Origin of the sequence: Nocardioides sp. B-3 (assembly GCF_024703895.1) — a bacterium.
GTDB lineage: Bacteria > Actinomycetota > Actinomycetes > Propionibacteriales > Nocardioidaceae > Nocardioides.
In genome coordinates this window covers 2,800,262-2,827,083 of the sequence record NZ_CP087968.1, presented here as the reverse complement: position 1 = coordinate 2,827,083, position 26,822 = coordinate 2,800,262, and the positions used below count along the sequence as shown (strand labels likewise).

Sequence of the window (26,822 nt, the reverse complement as noted above, 5' to 3'; positions counted from 1 at the left end):
CGACTGGCATCGGCTTGCCCTCGGGGGGTGGTGCACGCGCACCGGTCCGGATGACGCAACCACGGACCCGGACGGACTCCATGAAGCGACGCTAGCCCCTCTTGGCCCGGGACAAAAGGAATCCCCGCGTTTGGTCCGGAATGCGACGTCGCGTCGCCGCCACGGTCGCGAGGGCGACCGGCTCCCAGCCCACGGCGCGCAGGGCCCGGCCCGCCTCGGCGGCCGTCGCTCCGGTCGTCAGGACGTCGTCGCAGATCAGCACCCGCGCCCGCGCGTGTCGCCGCGCCAGCCGGGCCACGGGAGGCGAAGGGCACGACATGGATCCCGCCGGGTTGCGCGCCCGCTCGCCCGCCGACAGCCCCGCCTCGGTCCACCACGCGCCGGCTCGAGACGAGGAGTGGCGCCAGCGACACGTCGTACGCCTCGGCCCGCAGGCTCGCGACGGCGAGCCGAGCCAGCGTGCCCATCGGGTCGTAGCCCCGCCGTCGGCTGGACCCGGGTCGCGACGGCACGGGCACCGGGGACGAGCGGTCCGTCGTAGGAGGCGAGGGCAGCACGCACGGAGGTCGCGAGCAGGTCCGCAAGCACCCGCCGGAAGGCAGAACTGGCCGCGGTCCTTGTGCCCGACGATCATCGCGCGTACGGCGCCGTCGTAGTCGGCCACGGACCACGGGGTCACCAGCCCGGGCGGCGTCGGCTGCGGCCAGCAGACGCGCGCTCGTCGGCAGGCTCGCGCGGCACGGGTCGCACAGCATGCGCCCGGGCCCCGCGCACCCCACGCACTCGCTGCCGACGACGAGGTCGAGCAGGACGTCGCGCATCCCACCATCGCAGCAGGGCCGACGGCCCGGGACAAGGACCTTCTCGCTGGCTGTGGAGAACGCCTCAGCCGACGTAGGTCAGGGAGGCGAGTCCCCGGGGCAGCGGATCGAGCGGACGCTCGGGGGCGGTCAGGTCGCTCACGGACTGGCCTGCCACCGCGAACACCTCGACGCCCTCGACCGGCGAGCTCACGAGCTGTCCGGCACCGCCGCGGAGCCTGGACACGCCCCGGATGCCGAGGTCGCCGGGCGCGCCCTCCACCGAGATCGTCTCGACCCGGGAGAGGTCCTGCGCGTTGTCGGTCAGCACCGAGATCGCGGTCGGCGAGCGCCAATCGATGTCGCGGATCACTTCGTCGGCCGCGTCGGGCTCGAAGTCGAGCTCCACGGCCCGGCTGGCGCGCAGCACCCGCCCGGCCTCGCCGTGCAGGATCCGGCTCGCGAAGACACGATCGCCCCTCGGCGTACGCACGACAGCGACCGGGCGACTGCCGTCACGAGAGACGAGCAGGTGCCGGATGTCACGACCGCTCACCCCGGGCACCACGATCTGCCGGGCCGGCTGCCCACCGGCGACGACGCTGATCACGGCGCTGCCACCGGCACGGTCCGCGAGCCAGATGCGGTCGGCGAAGTCCCGGGCGGGAGCGAGGAGGTTGCGGGCGCTGCTGGCCACCTCCACGGCGCTGCCCTCGCCCTCGACCGGCGCGACGAGCACGCTCCTGCCGTCGCCGGAGATGCCGGCCACGCGGTCGCCGGCCGGGTTGACGCCGATCGAGCGCACCCCCAGCTGGTCGACGCCCATCGGCCCCGACGTGGCGGACAGCGAGTCGATCGACCCGCGCACCACCGGGCCGTCGACCGGGCCGAACAGGTCTGCACTCGCCTGCGCGCCGGTGGGGTCGAACACCTCGCCGACGTCGAGGTTGACCTGCGTGGGGTTGCCCGAGAGGCCCTGCTCCTCGTCACCGATGGCGAGCCGGACCGCCCGGATCCGCTGCTCCTGCCGCATCGTCCACACCAACTGGGTGAGGATCCGTTGCCGCACCTCGTCGGTCACCGCGGCCTCGTCACCGACCTGGGGTGACCTCGGCGATGCCGGCGGCCGTGATCGGAACCGAGAGGTCGTAGGTGAAGCCCGGCGGCATGAACGTCCGGGTGATGCGGGGGTCGGAGGTCGGGTCGTCGAGCAGACCACCCACCAGCGAGGAGGCGAGCTGCTCGCCCGAGGGGACGAAGACCGGTTCGGGGACGAGGATCTGCGCGGTCGGGTCGAAGAAGTAGAGCGACATCCGGCGGAAGAAGTCCTCGAACCACGTGGCCGGCACGATCAAGGCGTCAGGCAGGCCGTCGATGCGCCACTGGCCGTCCCTGGAGCGTGAGGTCGAAGTCCACCACCGCACCGTCGCGCGACTGCTGCCGGGCACCGCGGGAGTCGTATTCCTCGATGCCGAACAACGGCACGGTCACCAGCTGGTCGCCGACCGGGTCGTCGAAGTCGGCATAGGTCACGATCTTCTGGTCCGGCGCCCAGCGCTGGCGGGCACCGGGCGTGAGGAACTGGCTGGCGACGTTGGTCCGGCTGGGCGTCGCCTTCATCGCCTCGAGGAAGCCGGCGACGATCTCGGTCGGCGTCTCCCCCTCCTGCGGCGGCTGCGGGTCGTAGTCGTAGGTGCCCGGTGTCGTCGTGCCGGACGCCTCGGTGTCGACCTCGGTGACCGGACCCTCGCTGGGCATGCGGACGCACGCGGTGGCGAGGAACGCTGCGCACAGTGTGAGCGACAGGCGGGCCGGGACGTTGGTCATGCGGTCTCCTTGGCGTCGAGGGGCACCAGCGGGAGCGGACTGTGGCGCAACGGCTGGCTCAGCTGGCGCGGCAGCGTCAGCCGGAACTGCGAGCCCTCGCCCGGTCGGCCCCGGGCCCGGAGCCAACCGCCGTGCAGGTGGGTGTCCTCCAGGGGAGATGGACAGGCCGAGACCCGTGCCACCGCTGGTGCGCGCCCGGGCCGGGTCGGCCCGCCAGAAGCGGTTGAACACCATGGCCGACTCACCCGGGCCCAGACCCACGCCGTGGTCGCGGACGGCGATCGCCGCCGAGTGCTCGTCGCCGCCGACGAGGATGTGGATGTCGCGGGACTCGGCGTGGTCGATGGCGTTGGTGACGAGGTTGCGCACGATCCGCTCGACGCGGCGCACGTCGGCCTCCGCCGTGCACGGATGGTCGGGGCCGTCCACGATCACCCGGGTGTCGCGCTGGTCGGCCAGTGCCCGCGTCGTGTCGGCCACGCGGTGGGCGACATCGACGAGGTTGACGTCGTCGGCCTCGAGCACGGCAGCGCCGGCGTCGAAACGGCTGATCTCGAGCAGGTCGGCGAGAAGCCGCTCGAAGCGGTCGAGCTCGGTCTGCAGCAGCTCCGCGGCGCGGGCCGTGCCGGGCTCGAAACCGGCGCGCGTCGTGGAGCACGTCGCCGGCCATCCGCACGGTCGTCAGCGGCGTACGCAGCTCGTGGGAGACGTCGGAGACGAACCGGCGCTGGAGCCGGCTCAGCTCCTCGAGCTGGCGGATCTGCTTCTGCAGGTTGCTGGCCATCTGGTTGAAGGACGTCGCGAGCCGGGCGAGGTCGTCCTCCCCGGTCACCCGCAGGCGCTCCCGGAGGTGACCGGCCGCGAGCCGCTCCGCAACGCGGCGAGCCATCCGCACCGGGGTCACCACCCGGCGCGCGACCAGCCACGCCAGCCCGGCGACGAGCAGCAGGAGCAGCGCCCCGGCGGTCACCAGTGCGCGCCCGACCGGGGCGAGCGTCTCGCGCTCCTCGTCGAGGGAGTAGAGGTAGTAGATGGTGTAGGTGTTGTTGTCGGCCGGCAGGGTCACCCGGCTGCCGACGACGATCCCCGGCCCCTCGGGGAGCCCGGGGATGGCCCGGGTGGTGTCGATGCTGGTGAACGCCCACGCGGTCGACGCGGTGCCCTCGAAGTGCTGCTGCAGCGACTCCGGGACGCTCTGCGTGTCGAGGCCCCGGGTGAACTTCGCACCACCGCCGGAGAGCCGGCCGCCCGCGTCCACAGCGGGCGAGAGGATCGCGGCGAACCCGCGCGAGGCGCCCCGGTTGATGATCGGCAGGATCAGGTCGTCCAGCTGTCCCGAGACGTCGACCTCGATGCCCGGGGTCGCGGACAGCTTCTTGCGAGCATCAGCGGTCTCGTTCTCGGCCTCGGCGATCACCCGGTCGACGCGGTTGTCCACCGAGCCGTCGCGGGTCTGCTGCATGAGGAAGGCGCCGACGATCCCGACGACGATCGCCGAGAGCAGGACCGTGCTCGCCACGACCCGGGCCCGGATGGAACGCCGCCAGAACGTGAGTGCGCGGCGGATGCCGTGACTCGCGCGATCCAACGTGGTGCTGGCCCGAGGCCCTGCCGGCGGGGTGAACATGATCGGCCTACGCCGTACCAGCCTTGTATCCCACGCCCCGGACCGTCACCACGATCTCGGGGTTCTCCGGGTCGTGCTCGACCTTGGACCGGAGACGTTGGACGTGCACATTGACCAAGCGGGTGTCGGCGCTGTGGCGGTAGCCCCACACCTGCTCGAGCAGCACCTCGCGCGTGAAGACCTGCCACGGCTTGCGGGCCGGGCACACGAGCAGGTCGAACTCGAGCGGCGTCAGGTTGACCGGCTTGCCGGCGCGGGTCACGGAGTGCCCGGAGACGTCGATCGTGAGGTCGCCGATGGTCAACGACTCACTGGTGGGAGCATCGTTGCGGCGCACCCGGGCGCGGATGCGAGCCACGAGCTCCTTGGGCTTGAACGGCTTCACGATGTAGTCGTCGGCGCCGGACTCCAGCCCCGGGACGACGTCGATCGTGTCGCCCTTGGCCGTCAGCATCACGATCGGCACGCCGGACTCGGCGCGGATCTCCTTGCAGACGTCGATGCCGTCCTTGCCCGGCAGCATCAGGTCCAGCAGGACCAGGTCAGGACGGAAGCTGCGGAAGGCTTCGAGGGCCTCGTCGCCACGCGTGACGATCCGGCTATCGAAGCCTTCCCGGCGCAGCACGATGGACAGCATCTCGGCCAACGACGAATCGTCGTCCACCACCGGGACGCTGCCCCTCGTGGGCTGCTCGGTCATGCTCATGCGGGCAAGTCTGCCTCAGTAGCGGTACGCGTCGGACTTGAACGGGCCTTCGACCGGCACGCCGAGGTAGTCGGCCTGCTCCCCGGGTGAGGACGGTCAGCTCGACACCGAGGGCGTCGAGGTGCAGCCGGGCGACCTCCTCGTCGAGGTGCTTGGGCAGGACGTAGACGCCCACCGGGTATTCCTCGGTCTTGGTGAAGAGCTCGATCTGGGCCAGCACTGGTTGGTGAAGGAGTTGGACATCACGAAGGACGGGTGCCCGGTCGCGTTGCCGAGGTTGAGCAGACGGCCCTCGGACAGCACGATGACCTTCTTGCCCTCTGCTCCATCCTTGGGAGGGAAGATCCACTGGTGGACCTGCGGCTTGATCTCGTCCTTGACGATGCCCGGGATCTTGGCCGGGCCGGCCATGTCGATCTCGTTGTCGAAGTGGCCGATGTTGCCGACGATCGCCCGGTGCTTCATCTTCTCGAAGTGCTCGACCTTGATGATGTCGAAGTTGCCCGTCGTGGTGATGAAGATGTCGGCGGTCTCGACGACCGACTCGAGGCGCTTGACCTCGTAGCCGTCCATCGCCGCCTGCAGCGCGCAGATCGGGTCGATCTCGGTGATGATCACGCGAGCGCCCCCGGCCGCGGAGCGACTCGGCGGAGCCCTTGCCCACGTCGCCGTAGCCACACACGACGGCAACCTTGCCGCCGATCATGACGTCGGTGCCGCGGTTGATGCCGTCGATCAGGGAGTGGCGGCAGCCGTACTTGTTGTCGAACTTCGACTTGGTGACCGAGTCGTTGACGTTGATCGCCGGGAAGAGGAGCGAGCCCTCCTTGAAGCGGTCGTAGAGACGGAGCACGCCGGTGGTGGTCTCCTCGGAGACACCCTTGATCTCGTTGGCGATGCCGGTCCAGTGCGACGGGTTGTTCTCGAGGGAGCGAGCCGGGACGCGCAGCACCTCCTTGAACTCCTCGTTCTCGGTGGAGTCCTGACCGGGAACAGCGCCGGCCTTCTCGAACTCGACGCCGAGGTGGAGGAGCATCGTGATGTCGCCACCGTCGTCGAGCAGCATGTTGGGGCCGATCAGGTTGCCGGCCTCGTCACGGAAGTCGAAGACCTTCTCGGCCTCGTCCCAGTACTCCGCCGGGCTCTCGCCCTTCCACGCGAAGACGGGGGTGCCCTTCGGGTCCTCCGCCGTGCCACCGGTCTCGGGGCGGCCGACGACGACCGCGGCAGCGGCGTGGTCCCTGGGTCGAGAAGATGTTGCAGGTGGCCCAGCGGACGTCGGCGCCGAGGGCGACGAGGGTCTCGATGAGGACACCGGTCTGGATCGTCATGTGCAGCGAACCGGCGATGCGCGCGCCCTTGAGCGGCTGCGCGTCGGCGTACGTCGTGCGAAGCGAGACGAGGCCGGGCATCTCGTGCTCGGCGAGGGTGAGTTCCTTGCGGCCGAAGTCCGCGAGGCTGAGGTCGGCAACCTTGAAGTCCATCGTGTCTCCTGAAGTCTGTGGAGCGCGTCTGCGCCGCACGTCTGTGCATCGTCGGGGATCTCCCGCGCGGACATCAGAAGCGTAGGACTGCTGTCTCGCAATCACAGAATCCTCGCGGGGTGTGCCGCGAGGGTCAGTGAGCGGCCTTTTCGCCGTGGCCGAATGGCAGCACGTTCATCACCGCAACCACGATCGCGCCGACCACGATCCCGACCAGCGCGGAGAGCACCGTGTTGGTCAACCAGCCGGCGACGGCGCCGATCGAACCGAGGGCGTGGTGGACGTCCTCCTCGAGGTGGTGCACCCAGCTGTACGGCGCGTGCAGCACGTCGGCCGTGGTGCCGCTGAGCGACGTGGACAGCTCGTCCAGGGCTGATCAGCAGGATGTGGCCACCGACCCAGAGCATCGCGGCGGTGCCGATGATCGAGATGACCGAGAGCACCTTGGGCATGCCGGTGACGAGTGCGTGACCGAGCTTCTGGGAGAACGAGGACGACTTGGTCGCGAGGTGCACGCCGATGTCGTCCATCTTCACGAGGAGGGCGACGAAGCCGTAGACGGCGACGGTGATGAACAGGGCGACCACGATCAGGATCGCGGCCCTGCTGACGAAGCCCGCGTCGGGCGAGGAGTCCACGACCTCCTTGAGCGCGATCACCATGATCTCGGCCGAGAGGATGAAGTCGGTGCGGATCGCACCGGCCACCGTCTCCTTCTCGTGCTCGGGCGTCATGACGCCCTTGGTGGCCAGCTCCTCGACGGCCTCCTCGAGGTGCTCCTCGTGACCGCTGACCTTCTCCCACACCTTGTGGGCGCCTTCGTAGGCCGGGGAACGTGCCACCGAAGATGAGCAGGATCGGCAGCAGCCGGGGCGCGAACTGACTGAGGATCAGCGCGGCGGGCAGGATGAAGAGCAGCTTGTTGCGCAGGGAGCCGATGGCGATCTGCTTGATGATCGGCAGCTCGCGCTCGGCGGCGGAGCCCTCGAGGAACTGCGGGGTCACCGCCGTGTCGTCGACCACCACACCGGCGGCCTTGGCGCTCGCACGACCGGCGGCCGCGCCGATGTCGTCGACGGATGCGGCCGCGAGCTTCGCCATCGCCGCAACGTCGTCGAGCAGGGCGAACAGTCCTGCGGCCATCAGGCGATCTCCCTCACGTCGGTCACGCGCGCAGCCTATCGACCGCTCAGTCGTCGACGAGGCCGAGGCGGAGGTACTCCGCGGCGTAGGTCCCCTGCAGCATGAGGGAGGCGTAGCGCGCGACCTCGGTCTCGGCCTCGGCGGTGAGGGTCTCGACGCGTACGCCGCGACCCGCCGCCGCCGCCGGAGCCGGCCGCGCTGCTCGCGGACGACCGGGTCGTCGGCACCGTCGTCGAGGACCACCAGCAGCGGTCGCAGGTCTCCCCCGTCGTCGGCGAACGGGTCGGCGAAGACGTCACGCTGCCGGGCCGCTTCGAGCAGCGGCAGCAGGTGCTCGGCGTCGGCGGCGAGGGCGCCGCGACCGCTCGAGCGGCGCAGCGACTCGGCCACGCGACGGGCCGCGCGCGGCCAGCACAGAGCCGCCCCACACGATCGGGGTGGCGTCGGCCGGGGCGATGGCCAGCATCTTGGCCGGGTTGACCGCCGGGTCGCGGTGCGGCGAGCACGACATCGCCACCTCGTCCGGGGCCGTGGCCACGGACTCGGAGTCGGCGCGCGGGCCGAGCCCGACCTGCTCGAGGTAGTCGAGCATCACCACCGCGGTGGCCAGCTGGTCGCCGGTCACCGTCGGCAGGATCGTCGTGTAGCGACCGGCGGCGTGGTCGGCCACCAGCGAGGTCGGCGGGCACGCCACGACCACCTGCGCCCCGCGGCGTACGGCCTCGGCGACCGCCGACGCGGAGCCGGTGTCGGAGCCCTCGGGCGCCAGCATCACCACCCAGTCGAGGCTGCCCGCCCAGCCGGGCAGCGCCGGACCGGGCCGAGCGACGAACGGGACCGGGCACCACGGTTCGAGCACGGCGCGGAGCAGTCGTGAGTCCGGACCGGCGGCGATCACGGCACGCGGCCGGGACGCCATCTTGTCGCGGGCGATCGCCTCGGCGGTGGCCGCTTCGGCATCGTGCGACTCGCGGCGCACCCGCGCTCCGCTCTCGGCCAAGGCGCGCAGGCGAACGTCGATCGAGGCGAGCGCGCGCTCGTCGTCGAGACGGGACTCGTCGAACCGGGACGCCATGACGACTCTCTTCCGATCGGGCGGATCAGCCGGGCTTGCGCGCCTCGTCGACGAGCAGGACGGGGATGTCGTCTCGGACCGGATAGGCCAGCCCGCACGCCGTACAGACGAGCTCTGCGGCTTCTGCCTTGAGGTCTCCGTGGCAGTCGGGGCAGACGATGATGTCCAGCAGACCCCGGTCGATGTTCATGAGGCACTCCTGATGATGGTGAGGATCTCGTCGCGCACTCGCTGCATGGTCGCACGGTCGCGGCCCTCGGCGTTGAGCCGCAGCAGCGGTTCGGTGTTGGACGGGCGGACGTTGAACCACCAGTCGTCGTGGCTGACGGTGAGCCCGTCGAGGCGGTCGGTGCTGACGCCGTCGGCGCCCGCGAACTGCTTCTCCGGGCCGTCGACGATGCTCGCCCTGGTCGGTCACGGTCGAGTTGATCTCGCCACTGACGACATAGCGTTCGTACGCCGACAGCAACCCGCTCAGCGGCTGGTCGGTCTCCGCCGGGGCGGCCGGGGCGTGCAGCGCGGCGAGCATGCCCGAGTCGGCCCTCCAGAAGTCGCGGAAGTAGAAGTGGCCGCTGTGCTCGCCGCCGAAGATCGCGCCCGTCTCGGCCATCGTGGCCTTGATGTAGGAGTGACCCACCCGCGTGCGAACCGGCTTCCCGCCGAGCTCGGTGACGAGCTCGGGGACGGCGCGGCTGGTGATCAGGTTGTGGATGATCGTGGAGCCGGGCTCCTTGGCGAGCTCGCGGGCCGCGATCAGGCCGGTCAGGGTGGAGGGGCTGACCGCTTGTCCTCGCTCGTCGACCGGGGAAGCAGCGGTCGGCGTCGCCGTCGAACGCGAGACCGATGTCGGCTCCCTCGGCGAGCACGCGCTTCTGCAGGTCGACCGGGTTGGCCGGCTCGATCGGGTTGGCTTCGTGGTTGGGGAAGGTGCCGTCGAGCTCGAAGTACATCGGCACGACCTCGACGAGGTCCTCCCCCAGCCGCCCGAACACGGTCGGTGCCGTCAGGCCCGCCATGCCGTTGCCGGCATCGATGACGATCTTCAGCCGTCTCCCCGTCACCGGGGCGAGGGACAGGAGGTGTGCGGCGTACGCCTCGAGGACGTCCTCCCGGGTGACGCTCCCGACGTTGGGCGCGGGCTTGTGACCCCCGCGCGAGACCGAGGCGGCGATGTCGGCGAGACCGGTGTCCGTGCCGATCGGGGTGGCGCCCGCGCGGCACATCTTCATGCCGTTGTACTGCGCCGGGTTGTGACTGGCGGTGAACATCACGCCCGCGTGGCCGAGGTGGCCGGACGCGAAGTAGAGCTGGTCGGTCGACGCCAGTCCGATCATGATCACATCGGCACCGGCCTCGGTCGCACCCTTGGCGAACGCCCCCGCCAGCTCGGGCGAGCTGGGGCGCATGTCGTAGCCGATCACGATGGTCCCGGGGTCGATCACCTCGACGAAAGCTTTGCCAGTGGCCTCGGCCAGCTGGTGGTCCAGCTGGTCCGGGACGGTGCCGCGGACGTCGTACGCCTTGAAGATCGCATTGATGTTGGCAGGGTCCAGCGTGCTGGAGCTCGTTGGCATGCGAGAAGCGTAGTCAGGGCGATCCCTGGCGCGTACGCCGCGGCCCGTCGTTGCACCGATTGCTCAGTAGACGATGACGCCCCGCAGGTTGTTGCCCGCGTGCATGTCCTTGTAGCCGAGGGCGATCTCGTCGAGCGAGTAGGTCTTGGTGACCAGCTCGTCGAGCTTGAGACGCCCTTCGGTGTAGAGCCGGAGCATCTGGAGGATGTCGCTCCCGGGGTTGGAGGCACCGAACAGGGATCCCCGGATGCGCTTCTGGAAGAGCGTGATGTCGGCGAGCGAGACCGGAGCACCGACCTCGGCGATGTTGCCCAGCCCGGTCACCACCACGGTGCCGGCCTTGCGGATCGACGCCATCGCCCGGCCGAGGTGCTCGCCCGTGGTCACACCGACGGTGATGATGGCCGAGTCGGCGCCTTGGCCGTTCGTGAACGACTGCGCGATCTCGGTCGCCTCCTCCATCGTCTCCACGGCGTGCGTGGCTCCCAGCTCCTGCGCCTTCTCCCGCTTGAACGCCACCGGGTCGACCGCGATCACGTTGCTCGCACCGGCATGGGCAGCACCCCGGACAGCGTTGATGCCGATGCCACCGATGCCCATCACGATCACGGTCTGGCCGGGGCGCACCTCGGCGGAGTTGACCGCCGAGCCCCAACCCGTGCCGACGCCGCAGCCGACGAGGCAGGCCTTCTCCAGCGGGATCTCGTCGGGGATCTTGATCGCGGAGTCGACCGCGACCGTCGTGATCTCGGCGAAGGTCGAGATGCCGCACATCTGGCCGACCGGCTGGCCGTCCATGCTGAGCCGGTAGCTGGTCAGGTCGTCCCAGCGCGAGCCGGCGAGCAGCCCGGCGCCCAGGTCGCACAGGTTGGACATGCCGCGGGCGCACCGGGTGCAGTGCCCGCACGCCGGCAGGAACGAGAAGACGACGTGGTCGCCCTCCTTCCAGCCGGGCGTGTTGGGTCCCACCGCGCTCACGACGCCCGAGCCCTCGTGCCCACCGCAGAAGGGATAGATGCCGACCGGGATGTCACCCGTGGCGACATGGTCGTCGGAATGGCACAGCCCCGACGCCGTCATCTGCACACGGAGCTCGCCCCGGCGAGGGTCGTCGACCTCGAGGTCGACGACCTCGTAGGTGCCCGGAGCTTCCTTGATCACCGCGCCGCGTGTCTTCACGAGTCCTCCATGTGGTCCACGTGGCCCACTGGGTCGGGCCACCCTGTGGCCTTCGACGCTAATCTCGCGAACGGTGGTGCGGACCGTCCAGTCGGAGGGGTGAGCCTGTCCGGTTGCCCAGTACGGACGGGAACCCGCCCAGCTGGCGTCGGCAGTTCGCGTCGAGAGCGCGTGGCGCCTCGACCCCTGCCGATCTACGCCGCTGCCCGATCGTGGCTCGTCGCGCGGGCCATCTGGCGGGCTCACACCGCAGGAGGCGGCCGAACGCATCTGGCAGTCCGCGGTCGAGCGGAGTCAGGCCAATCTGACCCGGGTCGGTGAGTCCGGACGTGCCAGTGACCCCGCAGGGTCTCGGCGATGGAGGCTGTCGAGACCCTGCGGGGTGTGGGGCGGTGTGGTCAGAGGTCGGGCGGGTGACCGGTCGCGTCGATGGGTCGTGATCCGGTGTGGTCGCGGAGGTAGTGGTGTCCGTGGGGGCTGGTCCAGACGAACACGCCCTGGCTCGGTCATCTCGTAACGCCATCGGCCCTTGGTCTTGAGGCGGTGATGCCGCCTGCAGAGCGCGGCGAGGTTGTCGGTCGATGTGGTGCCGCCACGATCCGGTGCGTCATGGTCGAACGGAACCACGTGGTCCGGGTCGCAGAGCCTCGCGTTGCGTCCGCACCACGGGAACACACAGGTCCGGTCGCGGGCGATGACGTGGTCACGGATCCGCTCGGTCGGGACGTAGCCGGCGGTCGCAAGGCGCTCCCGGAGGTCGATGACCGGTTTCACGACCACGGTCACATCGGGGCGCCCGCACCGGGCGGCGATCTGCTCGGCGGTCAGGACCCGGCCGCCGGCCTGCTCCCAGGAACCCGGTCAGGCACTGGCCGTTGTTCGCGAGGTCCCAGCGGGTGATGGCGTCGGTGGAGAGGTGGGCGTGGAGGACGATCTGGGTGGTCGGGGCTGCACGGGTTTCGACACGCTCCTCGCTGCGCTCGTCGCTGCTCAACCGGCGGCCGGGTTCGTCGAAGCCGAATGCGAGCTGGTGGCGGGCGAGGTCGCCGAGGGCGGTGGCCCGGCGGCCGTTGAGGGTGTCGGTCGAGCCCAGTCGCAGTTGGTGGGCGGCACCGGCGGCGACGGCTTCGGCGAGGCCGAGGGCGTCGGGGATGTCGAGGTCGGCCTCGAGGTGCAGGGTGCCGTCGAAGGAGACCCGGGTCGGTGTCGAAGGTGACGTGCCGCCGATCCGCCGCGTCCTCGGTCTCTTTGGCGAGTTGGTCGGGCATGAACCGGGCGCGGGCGTGGTCGACCAGCCGGCCCAGCTCGGTCGGGGGTGAGCCGGTTGGCGCACCACGCGGTCTGCTCGTCCACGAACGTCGCCGCCTCAACCGAGAGGCCGACCGTGGTTTGTGCGATCCGCCGCGCCCGCCACGGTGTCACCACCCCGGCGAGGATCCCGGCCCAGAGCTGCGGGAGGCAGTAGCGCAGCTCGATCACGTCGGTCAGATAGGACCCGACCGCGTCACAGGTCTGGCCGAGCATGGTCGCGATGTCGGGGATGGTGAACTCGTCGATCACCGGTGACCCGACGCCGGCGAGGGTCTTCGGGGACTGGAAGCACGCGTCGGGGCACGAGTCGTCGAGCACCGGGTGCAGGGCCACCCAGTGCGCGGCGAGGCGCATGGATCGGACCTCGGAGGACTCCCGGGCGTCCTGCTCGGCCCGCAGGGCAGACAGCACTCCGGCCGGGGTGTCCGGCAGGGTGTCGGTGCCGCTGCGGGTGCTGGTCGCCATACGAAAACCCAACCAGAAGCCACCGACAATGAGGCCCCGAAAACGACCGGATCGGGGGTCTGGGGAAAGAATTTCAAAAAGTTTTCGGGGTTTCGTGACGGTCGCTTTGCGACCTCCTCAATCGCCGAGATCCACGGCGCCGGACGACCTCCTCAACCGCCGACAATGGCGTCGCTACACGACCTCCTCAACCACCGACTCGAGGATGACAGCATGAGAGCCGTGGATGACCGTGATGTCGTGCTGACAACGCCGAGGTTGGTGCTGACGTCATGGGTGCCCGGTGATGTCGGACCGCTGCTCGAGGTCCACTCTGATCCCGAGAGCATGAGGTTCGTGCGGCATGGCCGTCCGGAGTCGCGAGCCGAGACCGAGCAGCTCATCGACCACTACATCACCGAGCACGCCGCCCGGGGCTGGACGAAGTGGCGTCTTGCGGACCCCGATGGCGGACTGATCGGGAGGGCGGGATTCGGAGGCGATGCGGGCGAACGCCAGATCGCACTGCTGGTTCGCCGTTCCCATTGGGGGCGAGGCTTAGCCACCGAGATCGCTGAGGCGTTGGTGGACTGGCACCGGACTCACGCGGAGGGCGCGACCCTGACGGCGCTCGCGGCAGTGGGCAACCACGCCAGCATCAGCGTGCTGAAGAAGGTGGGTTTCGTCGACACCGGGGCCGAGGACTACGACGGGGTGCCGTGCCGATCATTCGTTCATCCGTCCTGATCGTCGAGATCACTCGAGGAGAGTCGGGGGCGGCCAGTCGGGATCGGGCGTGAAGCTCTCCCAGCCGTCGCAGAACGGCGAGGCCCGGGAGTCGACCGGGGGCCGGGATCGAGGCGGCATCCGCCGTGATGGCCGCAGCCTCGGACGACGTGAAGACGCCCTGCGCCACCGCGAGCTCCAGCTCGTCCTCGTCCTTCAACGTCACCGTTCGATCGGGGGCGACGACGACGTCGAGCACACGGTCACTGGTGAGGACCGCACGGTCGGTACGCACGTGCGGGCGCTCCAAGTTGACGTACCAACCGGCAAAGCCACCGGAGGAGAAGAAGAGCCACACCGACCACGGGCAACCCGTCGGCGCGATCCGCAGCTGGTCGAACTGACCATGGATGTCGCGCGAAGCGACCAGCGGGGCCGTGAACAAGGACTGAGGGTCCTCGCGTTTTCCCAGCCCATCCGCACGAGCGGCGCGTAGCACCGGCGTCCCGATCGGCAGCCACACGACCAGACCGGCAGGGTCGTCCTGCACCACGGTGACGGGCGCCGCGAAGTGCGGCACCGACGGATCGACGACCAGTGGGCCGGTGCCGAGCGGACCGGAGCCCTCACGCCAGACGATCCGCGTGCCGGGCGGCCAGTAGGGCACCGGCGTCAGTCGGAGCTGAAGACCCGGAGGTGGCCGCGCTTCTCGCCCATCCGCGGGTCGTCGGCGGAGTGGATCGGGGCGGGTCGCTCGGGCGGGCGGGCGGCTTCGCGGACGGCGTCGGCGAGCGCGAGGAGGTCGTCGTTGCTGGGGCCACGGGACTTGATGTCGGACTGGAGCCGCAAGACCTCCCAACCGCGCGGGGCGGAGAGTCGCTCGGAGTGCAGCTCGCACAGGTCGTAGGCGTGCGGTTCGGCGTACGTCGCCAGCGGCCCGAGAACGGCGGTCTGGTCGGCGTAGACATAGGTCAACGTGTTGACGGCGCTGCGCCCGCAGGCGGTGCGCGAACAGCGACGGAGACTCACGCGGACGACGCTACCTGTCCAGCCATCAAGAGACCTTTAGGCTCGCGCATGTGAATGAGGGCAGGCGGTTGACCCGCGACCGGCGTGGGCGTGGGCAACGCGGCCCCGGCATCGTGCCCCGCGACCCCCGAGTCCCGGAGCGACCCACCCGCCGCGAGCGCTTCGACCGGCTCGTCCTCGACATCGTCACCGAGATCGACGCGCGGTGGCACAAGCAGCTGGGCCTCGTGGAGTATGCCGTCGAGGACACCCCGCTGCTGCCCGACGACTGGGGAGAAGAGACGGTCCCCCTCTCGTCACTGGTCCGTGGGAGTGGCGGGGACGCCACGCGGCTCGTGCTGTTCCGGCGACCGATCGAGCACCGGTGCGAGTCCCGCGCCGAGCTGGAGGCGATGGTGCTGACGCTGGTCGTCGAGCAGGTCGCCGAGCTTCTCGGCCTGCCGCCCGAGGACGTCGATCCGCGCTACGACACCTAACGCAACGCCGGTCGCACGGACGGCACCCGGCCGGCCGGGAGCAGCTCGGACAGCGGGAGCACCGTGAGTCCCGGCGGCCCGACCTCGAGCGCCGCGAAGGCGCCCGAGCGCTCGACCATCAGGTCCGGGGATGGCACCGTCGCGCGGGAGCTTGACCCGGCTCGCGGCGCCCGGCTTGAGCTCGACGCGCTCGCGGGCGATCTCCTTGCCGTCGTCGTCGATCACGACGTAGGTCGCCACGCCCACCGCACCAGCGCCGGCGAGCGCCAGCCGCGACGGCCCCCGCGGCATCGCCAGCGACGCGCGCCGAGATCGGGCTCGCGGCCGCCGCATGGAAGAGGTCACCACCCGCGAAGCTGCGCAGCGATGCGGTCACCGGCTGGGTCGAGTCCAGCCGTAGGCCGAGCGCCCCGCTGGCGGCCCGTCCCTCCATCAGGTCAGTGAGGTCGACCGTCTCCGTCGAGCCCGGCGCGACGCGGATCTCGTCGGCATCAGCGGGCGCGAACTCGCTCTCCTTGGTGACCACCTTGACCGCGACACGTGCCTCGCTCTCCCCCGGGTTGGCGAGCACGAGCGTGCGGTCTCCCGACTTCCCCCCAGCCCGAGGAGGTACGCCGACGTGCCGGCCTCGCCCCGGGACGGCAGCCAGTCCCGGCTGCGGGCGCCCCGGCCGAGCTCGTCGACCCGGTCGACGACGTCGACCCCGAGCCGGCCGCGCGCGACCACGACATGCAGGGCGAGCTCGTCACGGGTGGGCACGACGTCGGCCAGCTCGGAAGCGCATGGTCCGACCGCCCGGCACCGTGACGCCGCGCAGGGCGGGCACGTCGACCGGCCCGGACGGCCCGAGCACGGTCACGTCCGCCACGGCCGGCCCGCCGTCGGGGTTGACCAGCTCGAGGGTCGAGGAGTGTTCGGGAGCGGCGCCGACACCCGGTGAACCACTGCTCGGGACGGGGGGTACGGCGCAGGCGACCGCCGACGCGTCGCCGTACCGCACTCCGAGGAGGCCGGCCGCGAGCCCGCCCTCGGCCTGCGCCACCAGCGCCTTCTTCGTCCCCGTTCGGACAGTGCCGTCGAGGGAGATCGTGTCCTCGACCGGGAGGCGGGTCGTGACCTCGCCCGTGGTGCCGTCGGCGTTGGCCAGAGCGACGGTGCCCGGTGCCCGGCAGGGCCGGCGGGCAGACCAGCGTGGCGCGCGTCAGCGGGACGTCGGTCGGTGGGCGCATGTCGTCAGTGTCGCCGATCGGCCGCACCAGCGCGAGCGCGGCGACCGTCAGCAACGGAACGATGATCGCGATCAGCTCGAGCGGTCCGATCCGACCGCTGAGCGCGCCGCGGACGGAGGCGGCGGGGCGGCGGCCGCGGCCCGGTGCGTTGGTGTCAGTCATCCTCGCGCGCCTTCCGCAGGGTGGGGGCAGCCAGCACCAGCACCACCACGATCGCGAGTCCCCCGGATGATCAGCAGCAACGTCCGGAAGACACCGTTGCGGCTCTCGACGTCCTCCGCGGCCAGCGGCCGGTCGACGCGCCACGCGCGGGTCGAGCGGTCCTCGGCACTCGCCCGGGTCGAGCCCCGCGGTGGCATCCAGCCCGGCGGCGACGACACCGTCGGCAGGCGAGGGCAGGACGACGTACTCGATGCCCGCGTCACCCAGCGCCTTCACGACCGAGGACGTCGGAGCCGAGACGAGGGCGCGCACCTGCGCGTCGAACTCGCGGTCGACGTCGGCGAGCGACAAGATCTCGTCCTCGCCGAGCGTGATGCCGTCACCGCGACGGATGCGGTAGTCGACGCCGGTGTCGATCGAGCCGCGGATCACGAGCACGCCGTGCTCGGCGCCGAGCTGCGAGCTCTGCTCCATGTAGGCCGGCACGATCGCCTGCTCGGTGCGGGTCAGGGCGTCGTCCCGGTTGACCAGCCACCAGCCGAGGCCGCCGAGCGGCACGACCGCGGCCGCGACCGCGAGCACGGCGGCCGGGCCGCGCTGCCAGATCGGGTGGGCGGCGCCGTCCCGGAGGCGGCGCAGGTAGGCCTCGGCACCGAGCACCGTGGCGATCACCGCCACGCCCTGCAGGATCACCACGAAGAGCCCGAGGCTCGGCCGCGTCTCCGTCGCGGGCAGGGACAGTCGCACGAAGCCCAGCACCGCGGCGACCCGGGGCGGCCGCGAGCGCGACCAGCCAGCACACGATCACCGGCACCCGGGTCGAGCGCGGCACCAGCGCCAGCACGGCGAGCACGGCGAGCAGCGCGCCGAGCCACCACGGCGCGCCCCGGGTCCCCGAGCCGGCCGGTGACGAGGCCGACGAAGTCGACGCGGTCCCCCGGGGAGCCGGCCGGCCTCGAGCAGCAGGCCGGGCCCGGAGCCGGTGGTGACCAGTGGGAGCAACCACGGAGCGAGCAGCACCGGAACGGCGAGCAGGCCCGCCGCCGGCGGACCCCACACGTCGCGGTCCTTGAGCAACCGGGGGGCGACGAATGCCGCGGAGCCGAAGACGATCGCGGTGACCAGCAGGGCGAAGAGCCAGACCCCGGGGACGAAGGCGGCACCGAGCGCGACCAGCAGGGCGGTGCGCCACGCGGCGCGCCACCGGCCGTCGCGCTCCGGGTCGGCGAAGCCGAGTGCGGCGCGCGCGGTCCACGGCAGCAGTGCGGCGACGACGACTGTCCCGAAGCGGCCCTCGCCCCGGGCTCCGGACGTGGCGGGCACGAGGCCGTAGGTGATCGCGCCCCACACGTGCACCCACCGGGGCAGCGCACGGGTCTCGACGAGGTGGCCGACGACGCTCAGCAACCGCCGGGCTCCCCGGGCCCCGAACGGGATCGCGAGCAGCATCAGCGTCGAGATCACCGCGCCGGTGCTGCCGCCGAACAGCGTCGCGAGCAGGGCGAAGGGCAGGACGTAGGCAGGGGCCGGCACGTCGGTGCCGGTGCCGATCGGATGCCGCGACTCGATGTGCAACCGCCACCAGTCGGCGGCGTCGGCCGGCACCGGCGACAGCGCCCCGCCGGTAATCGTGCCGAAGGCGGGGCCGCGCCGCGATGACGGCCAGCACCGCGAAGAGGGTCAGCGCCATCGCGACGGGGTTGGTGACGAACCCGGCGACGATCCCGGAGTCCTGGAGGAGCTCGTCCTCCTCGTCGGTGGCAACGCGGGGCCCGCCGGTCTCCACCGGCGGCGAGTCCGCCAGCTTCGCCGCACGGCGACGCTCCGCAACGTCGGATGCCCGGGTTGGTCGCGGCGGCGGCCGGGTCGGTGACGAAGTCGAGGCCGTGACGGTAGGGCAGCCACACCGGCGCCAGCAGGGAGCGCACGTCACTCTCCTGCCCGCGCCGGGAGGCGCGCGCCCGACGGCCGGCCAGCAGGTGCCCGGGCCGTGAGTAGACCGACAGCACCGCCGCGAGCTCGTCAAGCGCCTCGCCCACCGAGCGGACCGCCGGGAAGCCGAGCACCCGCAGCAACGAGCCGAGGAACAGTCGCACCAGCTGCCACGGCAATCGCCGCGAGGGCGCGTTGGCGAGCAGCGTGAACAGCGCGGCCCGGCGCTCCCGGTAGTGGGTGTGGCGTCCGGTCAGTGGCGTTCGGCGTACGCCGCGGTGCGCCGCCTCGGCGTGGAAGAGCACCGCCTGCGGGATCACCATCGTGATGTGGCCGGCCTGCGCGGCGCGCCAGCCGAAGTCGATGTCGTTGCCGAAGATCGGCAACTCGTCGTCGAACCCGCCGAGCTCCTCGAGCACCCGTCGGCGTACGAGCATCCCGGCGGTGTTGACGGCCGGGACACGCCGAGGCTCGTCGTGCTGCCCCCGGTCGTACTCGCCGCGCTCGAGCCCCGTCTCGCGGTGGCCGGTGCCGGTGATGGTCAGGCCGACCTCGAGCAGGCGCCGCAGCGAGGGCCACTCGCGCAGCTTGGGGCCGAGGATGTCGGCGTCGGGGTATTCCTCGATCGCGAGCGTCAGCGCCAGCAGCGCGTCGGGGTCGGGGTTGGCGTCGTCGTGGAGCAGCCAGATCCACTCGTCATCCCCGGAAGGATCAGAGGTGAGAGCCGGCAGCGTCGCGAGCGCCGCCCGGAACTGCCCGGGGGTAGGTCGTCGAGCCCTCGACCACGTGCACCGCGGCGTCGCCCCGGGCCGCGCGGACCGGGTCGGCGCTCTCGTCGCGACTGCCGGTGTCGACCGCGAGGAAGGCGTCGACCGGGCGGTGCTGGGTGGCGATGCCGTCGAGCACCGCGGGCAGCCATCTCGCCCCGTCATGGCTGACGAGCAGGGCGGTGACGGTCACCGGAGCACCCTAGCGAGGGGGCGGTTGCTCCCCAGAAATGCAGTCGTCCCGGGTCGAGGACGACCCGGGACGTGACTGGTGTTAGGTGCTGCGCTCAGACTGCACGCTTCTTCAGCTTGCGGCGCTCCCGCTCGGAGAGACCGCCCCAGATTCCGAAGCGCTCGTCGTTCATCAATGCGGACTCGAGACAGTCGTTGCGGACCTCGCACGTCAGGCAGACCTTCTTTGCCTCACGCGTCGAGCCACCCTTCTCCGGGAAGAAGGCTTCGGGGTCGGTCTGCGCGCACAGCGCACGGTCCTGCCAACCCATGTCTTCGGCATCCGGCTCAAGGAGAAACAGTTCTGCTCTCATGGCTTTCGCCCTTTCGACCCGTTGGTGGTGCGTGTCGAACTTTATGAACAACACTGTGGGAATTACATGCCTGTCGTACCCATGAAGTCAAGCCCAGATCTGGTATGGCCCGGAACGGGCCATAGGCCTGCGCCAAGTGGGCGATGAGCGGTAGGGCAGGCTGATCGCATGCAGAAGATCACCGTTCTCTCCGGCGGCATGGGCGGCGCCCGGTTCCTCCGGGGGCCTCATCCGGGGCATCGCGCAGGGCTCGCTGCCCGGGGTGGCACCCGACGCCGAGATCACCGTCATCGCCAACACCGCCGACGACCTGTGGATCCACGGCCTCAAGGTGTGTCCCGACCTCGACACCGTGATGTACACCCTCGGGCAGGGCATCGACCTCGAACGCGGCTGGGGCCGCAGCGACGAGACGTGGAGCGCCAAGGCGGATCTCGAGGCGTACGGCGTGGAGTCGACGTGGTTCGGACTGGGCGACCGGGACATCGCGACCCATCTCGTGCGCAGCCAGATGCTGGAGGCCGGCTACTCCCTCAGCCGAGTCACCGAGGCACTGTGCAAGCGCTGGAGCGCGGCCGATTCTCGGGGCGGGATCCGACTGCTGCCGATGTCCGACGACCGGGTCGAGACGCACGTCGCGATCGCCGACCCGGAGGCTCCGAGCGGCAAGCGCGTCATCCACTTCCGGGGAGTACTGGGTGCGCCTCCATGCTGAGGTCCCGGCCGAGACCCCGGTCTTCGTCGGTCTGGACCAGTCGACCCCCGCACCGGGCGTGCTGGAGGCCATCCGCGACGCCGACCTCGTCATCCTGCCGCCGTCCAACCCGGTCGTCTCGGTCGGCACGATCCCGGGCGTCCCCGGTATCCGGGCCGCACTGACGGCCACGTCCGCGCCGGTCGTCGGCCTCTCCCCCATCGTCGGCGACACGCACGTGCGCGGGATGGCCCACCAGATGCTCACCGCGATCGGTGTCGACGTGACCGCGGCCGCCGTCGCTGTCCACTACGGCTCCCGCGCCGCCGGCGGGGTGCTCGACGGCTGGTTGGTCGACGAGACCGACGCCCACCACGTCGCCGCGGTCGAGGCAGCCGGGATCTCGTGCGTCGCCGTACCCCTGATGATGACCGACGTCGACGCGACCGCGGCGATGGCGACCGCGGCGATCGAGCTGGTCCGGCCGTCGTGAAGCTCGAGGTCACCGCACCCGACGGGCTTCCCTGAAGTCACCACCGGGTCCGACCTCGCCGAGCTGATCGCGTCCGCGACCGCACTGGCCGACGGTGACATCGTCGTCGTCACCAGCAAGGTGGTCAGCAAGGCGGAGGGCCGGGTCCGCACCGGCGACCGCGACGACGCCATCACCGAGGAGACGGTGCGCGTCGTCGCCCGGCGAGGGCCGACCGTGATCGTGCGCAACCGGCTCGGGCTGACCATGGCCGCCGCCGGCGTCGACGCGTCCAACGTCGAGGCCGGCTCGATCGTGCTGCTGCCGCTCGACCCGGACGCAAGTCGCGCGCTCCGGGCGCGGCTGCGCGACCTGACGGGCCTCACCGTCGGCGTGGTCGTCACCGACACCGCCGGGCGCGCCCGGCGTGACGGGCAGACCGACATCGCGATCGGCGCGGCCGGGCTGCGCGTCGCCGAGGACTTCGCCGGTCGCACCGACTCCTACGGCAACGACCTCGTGGTCACCCTCCCCGCCGTCGCCGACGAGATCGCGGGCGCCGCCGAGCTCGCGCAGGGCAAGCTCGGCGGGCGCCCCGTCGCCGTCGTCCGCGGCCGCGGCGACCTCGTGCTGCCGATCGACCGGGACGGACCGGGCGCCGCGTCGCTGATCCGGCCCGAGGGTGCCGACCTCTTCGGGTACGGCGCACGCGAGGCCGTCATCCGGGCGCTGGCCGGCGCCGATGAGGACCGGGCTCCGTTCGGCGAGCCCGCCGAGGTGCACGATCTCGTCGAGGCGATCAGTCGCGTGCACACCACCGGCCGGATCGCGGTTGCGGCCGTCGACGGCAGCGCTTCGCCGTACACGCTCGAGATCGCGGGGACGCCCGGGAGGACCGCGACCGCGGCGGTCTGCTTCGCCCACGGCTGGCGGCTGGTCGAGTGGCAGCCGGGCGTTTCGGGAGTGGTGGCGCAGGTCTCACCGAGGACTCCGTAGACTCTGCCCCCGACCCCGCCTGTGCCCCGGGCGAGCCCACCGATTTCGAGAGACTCACACGCCGTGGCCAAGAAGGACAGGACCGACCGTCAGGCGGTCATCGACTCGATCCGCAACAAGCAGAAGAGTGCCGACAAGCGGCGAGGCTTCGCCATCGTGGGCGTCTGCGTCACCATCGCCCTGCTGATCGTCGCAGCCGCGGCCTACCAGCCGATCAAGGACTGGTACGACCTGCGAACCTTCGACTCGCAGAGCCTCGACGAGATCGGCGCCGCGGCCGACGACTGCCGGGAGATCACCACCAAGAAGGCCACCGGCGAGCAGCAGCACGTAGAGCCCGGCACCCCGATCGCCTACGAGGACGCACCGCCGGCCTTCGGCGAGCACTACAACGTCTGGGACACGATCGACCGCAAGCTCTACAAGACCACCGACCGCCCCGACGTCGGCGAGCTCGTGCACAACCCGGAGCACGGCTACACGATCCTCTGGTACGACAAGACCGTGGCCGACAACGACGCGATGATGGACGACCTGCGCGGCATCGCCAGCAAGTTCGACGACAACGCCAACTACCGCAACAAGTTCAAGGCCGTGCCGTGGACCTCCGAGGACGGCGAGGCCTTCCCGGGCAAGCAGCACGTCGCGATGACCCACTGGTCCGTCAATGGCGAGGGTGCGACGCCGGCCGAGAAGCAGGTCGGCGTCTTCCAGTACTGCTCGGCGCCCAGCGGCGAGGCCCCCGGCGGAGTTCATGGAGAAGTACCCCTACACCGACTCCCCCGAGCCCGACGCGATCTGATCCGGGACCGCCTCACGTGAGGTGATCGTGGCCGTCCTCCTTGAGGGCGGCCACGATCGATTTCACGTCCTGCGCGCGCTCGAGGGTGGTCACCAGCAGTGCGTCGCCGGTGTCGACCACGACGACGTCGCGCAGCCCGACCACGGCGATCGTGCGGCCACCGGGGATCACCTGGGCCGGTGGCGTCGACGGTGCGCACGAGCCCGGCATCGCCGAGCACGGTCACCGGGTCGTCGCCCGCGAGCAGGGTCTGGAGCGAGGCGAAGTCACCGATGTCGTCCCAGCCGAAGCTGCCCGGCACGACCGCCACCCGACCGGCCGCGGCCGCTGGCTCCGCCACCGCGTGGTCGACGGCGATCTTCGGCAGGCTCGGCCAGACGTCGGCCGGGGGTCGAGGGATCCTCCGCGATCCCACGCAGGGCGGCGGCGAAGTCGGGGTCACGTTGGGCCAGCAGGTCGAGCAGCACTGCGGGTCGCACCACGAACATGCCGGCGTTCCAGCGGTAGCCCGCTTCGACGTACGCCGTCGCGACCTCGCTCGACGGCTTCTCCACGAACTCCAGCACACCGAAGGCGCCGCCCACGTCGGAGAGGGCGTCGCCGGCGCTGATGTAGCCGAAGCCGGTGGCCGGGTGGGTCGGCTCGATCCCGATGGTCACCAGCCACCCCTTGCGCGCGGCCTCCACCGCGGTGGCGACCGCCGCGTCGGAACCCGGCGGTCCCGGTGATGACGTGGTCGGCCGCGAACGAGCCCATGACGGCGTCGGGGTCGCGGGCCTCGAGCAGCGCGGCGGCCGGGCCGATGGCGGCCATCGAGTCGCGCGCCGAGGGCTCGGCGATCACCGAGTCCGCACCGAGCTCGGGCAGCTGGGCGACCACGGCCTCGTGGTGGGCCCGGCCCGTGACGACCGGGATCCGGTCGGCAGCGATCGGTTCGAGCCGGTCGACGGTGGCCTGGATCAGCGTGCGCCCACTCCCGGTGAGGTCGTGCAGGAACTTCGGCGACCCCTGCCGCGACAGCGGCCAGAGTCGGGTGCCGGCACCACCGGCCGGGATCACGGCCCAGAAGTGGTCGAGGGCGGTCTGGTCGGTCATGGCCGCAACCCTAGGGTGTGCTCGTGACGACCTTTTCAGCCGTGCTGGCCCGGCAACTGCGCGGCGATGCCGGCCGCCCGTTCATCACCTTCTACGACCACGAGACCGACGAGCGGGTCGAGCTGTCGCTGACGACCTACGCCAACTGGGTGGCCAAGGCCGCCGGGCTGCTGGTCGAGGAGGGCGACCTCGAGCGCGGGATGCGTCTGCGCCTCGACCTGCCGACGCACTGGCTCGGACCGGTCTTCATGGCGGCGCGCCGGACCGTCGGACTGACGATCACCGACGACGTCGACCCGGACGCGGTGGTGTGCGGTCCCGAGACGCTGACCGGGTGGGCGGAGCGGGGCCGACGACCTGCCGGTCTTCGCGTGCAGCCTGCGTCCGCTGGGCATGCGGTTCGCCGAGCCGGTCCCACCCGGTGTGCACGACGTCGGCATCGAGATCTGGACCCAGCCCGACGCGTTCTCGCCGTGGGACCCGCCGACCGCCGACGACCTCGCGTTCGACGTCGACGGGGTGCGCCTGACGCAGGGAGCGCTCATGCAGGCGGCCGCCGCCGGGAGTGTCCTCACCGACGGCGGCCGTCTCTTCTCGGTCACGAACCCGGCTTCCCCACCGGGAATCGTCACCGTCACCGAGCCACTCGCACTGAGCGGCTCGCTGGTCCTTGTCCGGCACCTCGCGTCCGAGCGGTCGCAGTCGACGTACGACACGGAGCGCGCGACGCACCGGCTCTAGCCGGCCGGGTTGTACGCCCCCAGCCCTTCCCCGAGGAAGCGGGGCGGTGCCACGCCGGCCTTGGTGCCGGCGTAGAGGTAGAGGTAGCCGGTGCTGGGCTGGCGCACGAGGTAGTCGCCGGCTCCGTTGGCCTTGATGTCGCTGACCTGGATCACCCAGTCGAAGGGCGTGAGGTCGGCCGGAAGTCCCGTTCGTGCAACCGTGCGACCCGCCACCGTGCGACCCGCGGCGATACCCGTGCCGGTGCCCGCGTAGACCGTGAGCGCGCCGCCGGACGGCGTGCCCAGCAGGTCGGGGAAACCGTCGCCGGTCACGTCGCCGACGGCAGTGAGGCCGTCGACGCCGTTGAAGCCGGTGCCGATCTGGATCGGTGCGGCCAGCTGGCCGGCGCCGTTGCCGCGGTACAGCCACAGGCCGCCGTCAGTGCCGCGGGCGATCACGTCGCCGGCGCCGTCTCGGTCCCAGTCACCCGCGTTGATGATCAGGTTGGCGTCCGCCGAGTCGGCGCCGGTGTCGATGGGAGCTCCGAGCTCGAAGGTGCCCTTGTTCGGGACCACCACCGGGCTGTTGCCCTTGACGCCGACCGGGTCGGGCGCGGCGTCGCCGACGAGGGTACCGGCCGAGGTGAGCGAGCGCAGGGCCCGGACGTTGGCCGCGGGACCGATCGGCAGGGAGAACGAGCCGTCGCCGTGGGCGAGGTGGATGTAGACCTTGCCCTTCGCCGTGCGGGCGACCAGGTCGCCGCGTCCGTCGCCGTTGAAGTCCGCACCGCCGGTGATCCGGTTGTACGCCGACCACGACCCCGCCACGGCGGAGCGGGGCGCCGAACGTGCCGGAGCCCGTGCCGGCGTACTGGAAGAGACGACCCTTGGCGTCGCGGGCGAACACGTCGTTCGCGCCGTCGCCGTTCTGGTCACCGACTCCGATGAACTGGCTGTAGCTGCCCATGCCCTTGTCCAGCACGTCGCGCTTGAAGCCGCCCTTCCCGGTGCCGAGGAGAGCGACCATGCGGCCCTTGTGCCGGGCGACCGAGTCGTTGCGGCCGTCCTTGTTGATGTCACCGACGGCGGTCATCAGCGTGTGGTCCTTGGTCGTCTTGACGACCTTGGAGGTCGCCTTGAACTTGCCGTTGCCCTTGCCGGGGCGGATCCGCAGCACGCCCTGCTCGCTGGTGGACACCGGGTCGAGGACGCCGTCGCCGGTCAGGTCCGGGGAGACGAGCACCTCGGGTCGTTTGGACCAGCCCTTGGCGGACGAGACCGTCGCCTTGCTGAAGGAGGTCAGGCCGCCGGTGGGCAGGATCAGTGCGCGTCCGTCGCTGGCTCGGCGCACCACCGGGTCGGGGTAGCCGGCGCCCACGAGGTTGGACTGTGGTGCCGGGTCGCTGATCTCGAGCGGCGGCGGGGGCGGAGGGGCGGCCGGCGCGGCGGCGGCGGCGAGCGAGCGGATGGTCGGGATCTTGGCGTAGAGGTAACGACCGGGGCAGGCCGTCTTGCCGGCGTCGCGGTGCCCGTTGATGGCGGCGAAGGTGGACTTGCCGACCTGCTGGCTCATCGAGGCCGGGTCGACACCGTTGAGGGAGAGCTTCCGGGCGAAGAGCGCACCGTAGGACTGGATCATCACGTCGGGCGCGTCGACGACGTCGAAGTTGCCGATGGCCGACATGGCGAAGGAGTAGTCGTTGTAGCCGAGCGTGTGGGCGCCGACGACGTTCTTGTCGACGCCGCCGTAGCGGCCCTCCCAGATGCGACCGAACCGGTCGACCGGGGAAGTTGTAGCCGATGTCGCTCCAGCCCCGCGACTTCACGTGGTAGGCGTAGATGCTGCGCATGATCCCCGGGACCTGCGCCTCGGTGTAGTCGTTGGCGTTCACCGTGTGGTGCACGAAGCCAGCACTGACCGTGCCGTAGCGCAGCGCAGACTTGTTGCGGATCGACTCGTCGGCACCCCACTGGGCGCGGCTGTAGATGGTCGGCATCGCGGGGG

General features: G+C 71.1%; 33 protein-coding genes and 6 pseudogenes. 8 read left to right on the top strand and 31 right to left on the bottom strand.

From position 1 onward, the window contains the following. Window positions 1-91 precede the first annotated feature (91 nt). The 16 genes and pseudogenes from LP418_RS18790 to LP418_RS18705 form a co-directional block, all read right to left on the bottom strand. A complete protein-coding gene (locus LP418_RS18790; protein WP_257953204.1) occupies window positions 92-679 on the bottom strand; it encodes a ComF family protein in 588 nt (195 codons plus the stop codon). A 206-nt stretch (window positions 680-885) separates the two neighbouring features. Then, entirely contained in the window at window positions 886-1,881 is a 996-nt protein-coding gene (locus tag LP418_RS18785) for an LpqB family beta-propeller domain-containing protein (protein WP_257953203.1), read from the bottom strand. Between the two features lie 10 nt (window positions 1,882-1,891). Continuing rightward, window positions 1,892-2,149 (bottom strand): hypothetical protein, encoded by a 258-nt coding sequence (locus LP418_RS18780; protein ID WP_257953202.1) that lies wholly within the window; start codon window positions 2,147-2,149, stop codon window positions 1,892-1,894. A 10-nt stretch (window positions 2,150-2,159) separates the two neighbouring features. Then, window positions 2,160-2,972: an ATP-binding protein gene (locus LP418_RS18775; protein ID WP_257957098.1), complete on the bottom strand. Its 813-nt coding sequence runs from the start codon at window positions 2,970-2,972 to the stop codon at window positions 2,160-2,162. Continuing rightward, complete coding sequence (locus LP418_RS18770) at window positions 2,869-4,254, bottom strand: HAMP domain-containing protein (RefSeq protein ID WP_257953201.1); 1,386 nt, start codon at window positions 4,252-4,254, stop codon at window positions 2,869-2,871. The genes LP418_RS18775 and LP418_RS18770 overlap by 104 nt, the downstream gene beginning before the upstream one ends. A 7-nt stretch (window positions 4,255-4,261) precedes the next feature. After that, window positions 4,262-4,960, bottom strand: coding sequence for an MtrAB system response regulator MtrA (gene mtrA, locus LP418_RS18765; protein ID WP_442939950.1), 699 nt, complete (start codon window positions 4,958-4,960; stop codon window positions 4,262-4,264). Window positions 4,961-4,975: 15 nt separating this feature from the next. Beyond that, window positions 4,976-6,444 (bottom strand): annotated as a pseudogene (gene ahcY / locus LP418_RS18760) (adenosylhomocysteinase). A gap of 133 nt (window positions 6,445-6,577) precedes the next feature. Then, window positions 6,578-6,748, bottom strand: coding sequence for a hypothetical protein (locus LP418_RS18755; RefSeq protein WP_257953199.1), 171 nt, complete (start codon window positions 6,746-6,748; stop codon window positions 6,578-6,580). Between the two features lie 124 nt (window positions 6,749-6,872). Next, window positions 6,873-7,250 (bottom strand): annotated as a pseudogene (locus tag LP418_RS18750) (DUF808 family protein); the annotation flags it as partial. Window positions 7,251-7,335: 85 nt separating this feature from the next. Then, window positions 7,336-7,545: pseudogene (locus tag LP418_RS18745) on the bottom strand (DUF808 family protein); the annotation flags it as partial. 337 nt (window positions 7,546-7,882) lie between these two features. After that, entirely contained in the window at window positions 7,883-8,566 is a 684-nt protein-coding gene (locus LP418_RS18740; protein WP_257953198.1) for a hypothetical protein, read from the bottom strand. Window positions 8,567-8,687: 121 nt separating this feature from the next. Further along, a complete protein-coding gene (locus LP418_RS33835) occupies window positions 8,688-9,362 on the bottom strand; it encodes a Trm112 family protein (RefSeq protein ID WP_442940284.1) in 675 nt (224 codons plus the stop codon). Between the two features lie 166 nt (window positions 9,363-9,528). Further along, window positions 9,529-10,236: pseudogene (gene manB, locus LP418_RS18720) on the bottom strand (phosphomannomutase/phosphoglucomutase); the annotation flags it as partial. Window positions 10,237-10,299: 63 nt separating this feature from the next. Next, window positions 10,300-11,415: an NDMA-dependent alcohol dehydrogenase gene (locus tag LP418_RS18715; protein ID WP_257953197.1), complete on the bottom strand. Its 1,116-nt coding sequence runs from the start codon at window positions 11,413-11,415 to the stop codon at window positions 10,300-10,302. A 294-nt stretch (window positions 11,416-11,709) separates the two neighbouring features. Beyond that, entirely contained in the window at window positions 11,710-12,189 is a 480-nt protein-coding gene (locus tag LP418_RS18710; RefSeq protein ID WP_257953196.1) for an HNH endonuclease signature motif containing protein, read from the bottom strand. Window positions 12,190-12,405: 216 nt separating this feature from the next. After that, window positions 12,406-13,191: a hypothetical protein gene (locus LP418_RS18705; protein ID WP_257953195.1), complete on the bottom strand. Its 786-nt coding sequence runs from the start codon at window positions 13,189-13,191 to the stop codon at window positions 12,406-12,408. Between the two features lie 213 nt (window positions 13,192-13,404). On the opposite strand from LP418_RS18705, the gene LP418_RS18700 reads away from it, so the two are divergent. Continuing rightward, entirely contained in the window at window positions 13,405-13,917 is a 513-nt protein-coding gene (locus LP418_RS18700; protein ID WP_257953194.1) for a GNAT family N-acetyltransferase, read from the top strand. On the opposite strand, the gene LP418_RS18695 is transcribed toward LP418_RS18700, so the two are convergent. Together LP418_RS18695 and LP418_RS18690 are read right to left on the bottom strand one after the other, a co-directional pair. Then, window positions 13,829-14,563 (bottom strand): DUF402 domain-containing protein, encoded by a 735-nt coding sequence (locus LP418_RS18695; RefSeq protein ID WP_257953193.1) that lies wholly within the window; start codon window positions 14,561-14,563, stop codon window positions 13,829-13,831. The genes LP418_RS18700 and LP418_RS18695 overlap by 89 nt on opposite strands. Window positions 14,564-14,568: 5 nt before the next feature. Beyond that, window positions 14,569-14,925, bottom strand: coding sequence for a DUF3499 domain-containing protein (locus LP418_RS18690; protein WP_257953192.1), 357 nt, complete (start codon window positions 14,923-14,925; stop codon window positions 14,569-14,571). Between the two features lie 50 nt (window positions 14,926-14,975). Between LP418_RS18690 and LP418_RS18685 the strand changes: the two genes are divergently transcribed. After that, window positions 14,976-15,401, top strand: coding sequence for a metallopeptidase family protein (locus LP418_RS18685; RefSeq protein ID WP_257953191.1), 426 nt, complete (start codon window positions 14,976-14,978; stop codon window positions 15,399-15,401). On the opposite strand, the gene LP418_RS18680 is transcribed toward LP418_RS18685, so the two are convergent. The 8 genes from LP418_RS18680 to LP418_RS18655 form a co-directional block, all read right to left on the bottom strand. Continuing rightward, complete coding sequence (locus LP418_RS18680; protein ID WP_257953190.1) at window positions 15,398-15,520, bottom strand: hypothetical protein; 123 nt, start codon at window positions 15,518-15,520, stop codon at window positions 15,398-15,400. The genes LP418_RS18685 and LP418_RS18680 overlap by 4 nt on opposite strands. Continuing rightward, window positions 15,520-15,972 carry a DUF5719 family protein gene (locus LP418_RS18675; protein WP_257953189.1) on the bottom strand — a complete coding sequence of 151 codons (453 nt, stop codon included), beginning with the start codon at window positions 15,970-15,972 and terminating at the stop codon, window positions 15,520-15,522. The genes LP418_RS18680 and LP418_RS18675 overlap by 1 nt, the downstream gene beginning before the upstream one ends. Before the next feature lie 174 nt (window positions 15,973-16,146). After that, window positions 16,147-16,401, bottom strand: a complete 255-nt coding sequence (locus tag LP418_RS33830; protein ID WP_442940283.1) for a DUF5719 family protein — start codon at window positions 16,399-16,401, stop codon at window positions 16,147-16,149. Between the two features lie 387 nt (window positions 16,402-16,788). Then, window positions 16,789-17,055, bottom strand: coding sequence for a hypothetical protein (locus LP418_RS33825; RefSeq protein ID WP_442939949.1), 267 nt, complete (start codon window positions 17,053-17,055; stop codon window positions 16,789-16,791). Between the two features lie 116 nt (window positions 17,056-17,171). Continuing rightward, window positions 17,172-17,645, bottom strand: coding sequence for a hypothetical protein (locus LP418_RS33820; RefSeq protein ID WP_442939948.1), 474 nt, complete (start codon window positions 17,643-17,645; stop codon window positions 17,172-17,174). Further along, complete coding sequence (locus LP418_RS18665) at window positions 17,597-18,325, bottom strand: hypothetical protein (RefSeq protein WP_257953187.1); 729 nt, start codon at window positions 18,323-18,325, stop codon at window positions 17,597-17,599. Before LP418_RS18665 ends, LP418_RS33820 begins: the two co-directional genes overlap by 49 nt. After that, entirely contained in the window at window positions 18,253-19,656 is a 1,404-nt protein-coding gene (locus LP418_RS18660; RefSeq protein WP_257953186.1) for a glycosyltransferase family 2 protein, read from the bottom strand. Before LP418_RS18660 ends, LP418_RS18665 begins: the two co-directional genes overlap by 73 nt. A gap of 122 nt (window positions 19,657-19,778) precedes the next feature. Further along, entirely contained in the window at window positions 19,779-20,036 is a 258-nt protein-coding gene (locus LP418_RS18655) for a WhiB family transcriptional regulator (RefSeq protein ID WP_010833819.1), read from the bottom strand. 262 nt (window positions 20,037-20,298) lie between these two features. Between LP418_RS18655 and LP418_RS18650 the strand changes: the two genes are divergently transcribed. The 4 genes from LP418_RS18650 to LP418_RS18635 all read left to right on the top strand — a co-directional run bounded on the left by LP418_RS18650 (window position 20,299) and on the right by LP418_RS18635 (window position 23,020). Further along, window positions 20,299-20,751 (top strand): 2-phospho-L-lactate transferase CofD family protein, encoded by a 453-nt coding sequence (locus LP418_RS18650; RefSeq protein ID WP_257953185.1) that lies wholly within the window; start codon window positions 20,299-20,301, stop codon window positions 20,749-20,751. Then, window positions 20,735-21,223: a 2-phospho-L-lactate transferase CofD family protein gene (locus LP418_RS18645; RefSeq protein WP_257953184.1), complete on the top strand. Its 489-nt coding sequence runs from the start codon at window positions 20,735-20,737 to the stop codon at window positions 21,221-21,223. Before LP418_RS18650 ends, LP418_RS18645 begins: the two co-directional genes overlap by 17 nt. A 63-nt stretch (window positions 21,224-21,286) precedes the next feature. After that, window positions 21,287-22,198 carry a coenzyme F420-0:L-glutamate ligase gene (gene cofE, locus LP418_RS18640; protein WP_336276102.1) on the top strand — a complete coding sequence of 304 codons (912 nt, stop codon included), beginning with the start codon at window positions 21,287-21,289 and terminating at the stop codon, window positions 22,196-22,198. 63 nt (window positions 22,199-22,261) lie between these two features. Continuing rightward, on the top strand, window positions 22,262-23,020 hold the full coding sequence (locus tag LP418_RS18635) for a DUF3105 domain-containing protein (protein WP_257953183.1): 759 nt from the start codon (window positions 22,262-22,264) through the stop codon (window positions 23,018-23,020). Here LP418_RS18635 and LP418_RS18630 read toward each other — a convergent pair. From LP418_RS18630 to LP418_RS18620, 3 genes and pseudogenes are all read right to left on the bottom strand, one after another. Next, entirely contained in the window at window positions 23,013-23,210 is a 198-nt protein-coding gene (locus LP418_RS18630) for a hypothetical protein (protein WP_257953182.1), read from the bottom strand. The two genes, LP418_RS18635 and LP418_RS18630, sit on opposite strands and share 8 nt — an antisense overlap. 56 nt (window positions 23,211-23,266) lie before the next feature. Beyond that, window positions 23,267-23,659, bottom strand: coding sequence for a sugar phosphate nucleotidyltransferase (locus LP418_RS18625; RefSeq protein ID WP_257953181.1), 393 nt, complete (start codon window positions 23,657-23,659; stop codon window positions 23,267-23,269). Window positions 23,660-23,696: 37 nt separating this feature from the next. After that, window positions 23,697-24,095 (bottom strand): annotated as a pseudogene (locus LP418_RS18620) (sugar phosphate nucleotidyltransferase); the annotation flags it as partial. 17 nt (window positions 24,096-24,112) lie between these two features. Here LP418_RS18620 and LP418_RS18615 point away from each other — a divergent pair. Then, window positions 24,113-24,391: pseudogene (locus tag LP418_RS18615) on the top strand (TIGR03089 family protein); the annotation flags it as partial. Window positions 24,392-24,488: 97 nt separating this feature from the next. Next, entirely contained in the window at window positions 24,489-24,836 is a 348-nt protein-coding gene (locus LP418_RS18610) for a hypothetical protein (protein WP_257953180.1), read from the top strand. Here the strand turns inward: LP418_RS18610 and LP418_RS18605 are convergent. Both LP418_RS18605 and LP418_RS33815 read right to left on the bottom strand, forming a co-directional pair. Next, window positions 24,833-25,396, bottom strand: coding sequence for an FG-GAP repeat domain-containing protein (locus LP418_RS18605; RefSeq protein WP_257953179.1), 564 nt, complete (start codon window positions 25,394-25,396; stop codon window positions 24,833-24,835). The genes LP418_RS18610 and LP418_RS18605 overlap by 4 nt on opposite strands. Next, on the bottom strand, window positions 25,302-26,501 hold the full coding sequence (locus LP418_RS33815) for an FG-GAP-like repeat-containing protein (RefSeq protein ID WP_257953178.1): 1,200 nt from the start codon (window positions 26,499-26,501) through the stop codon (window positions 25,302-25,304). Before LP418_RS33815 ends, LP418_RS18605 begins: the two co-directional genes overlap by 95 nt. Between the last annotated feature and the right edge of the window lie 321 nt (window positions 26,502-26,822).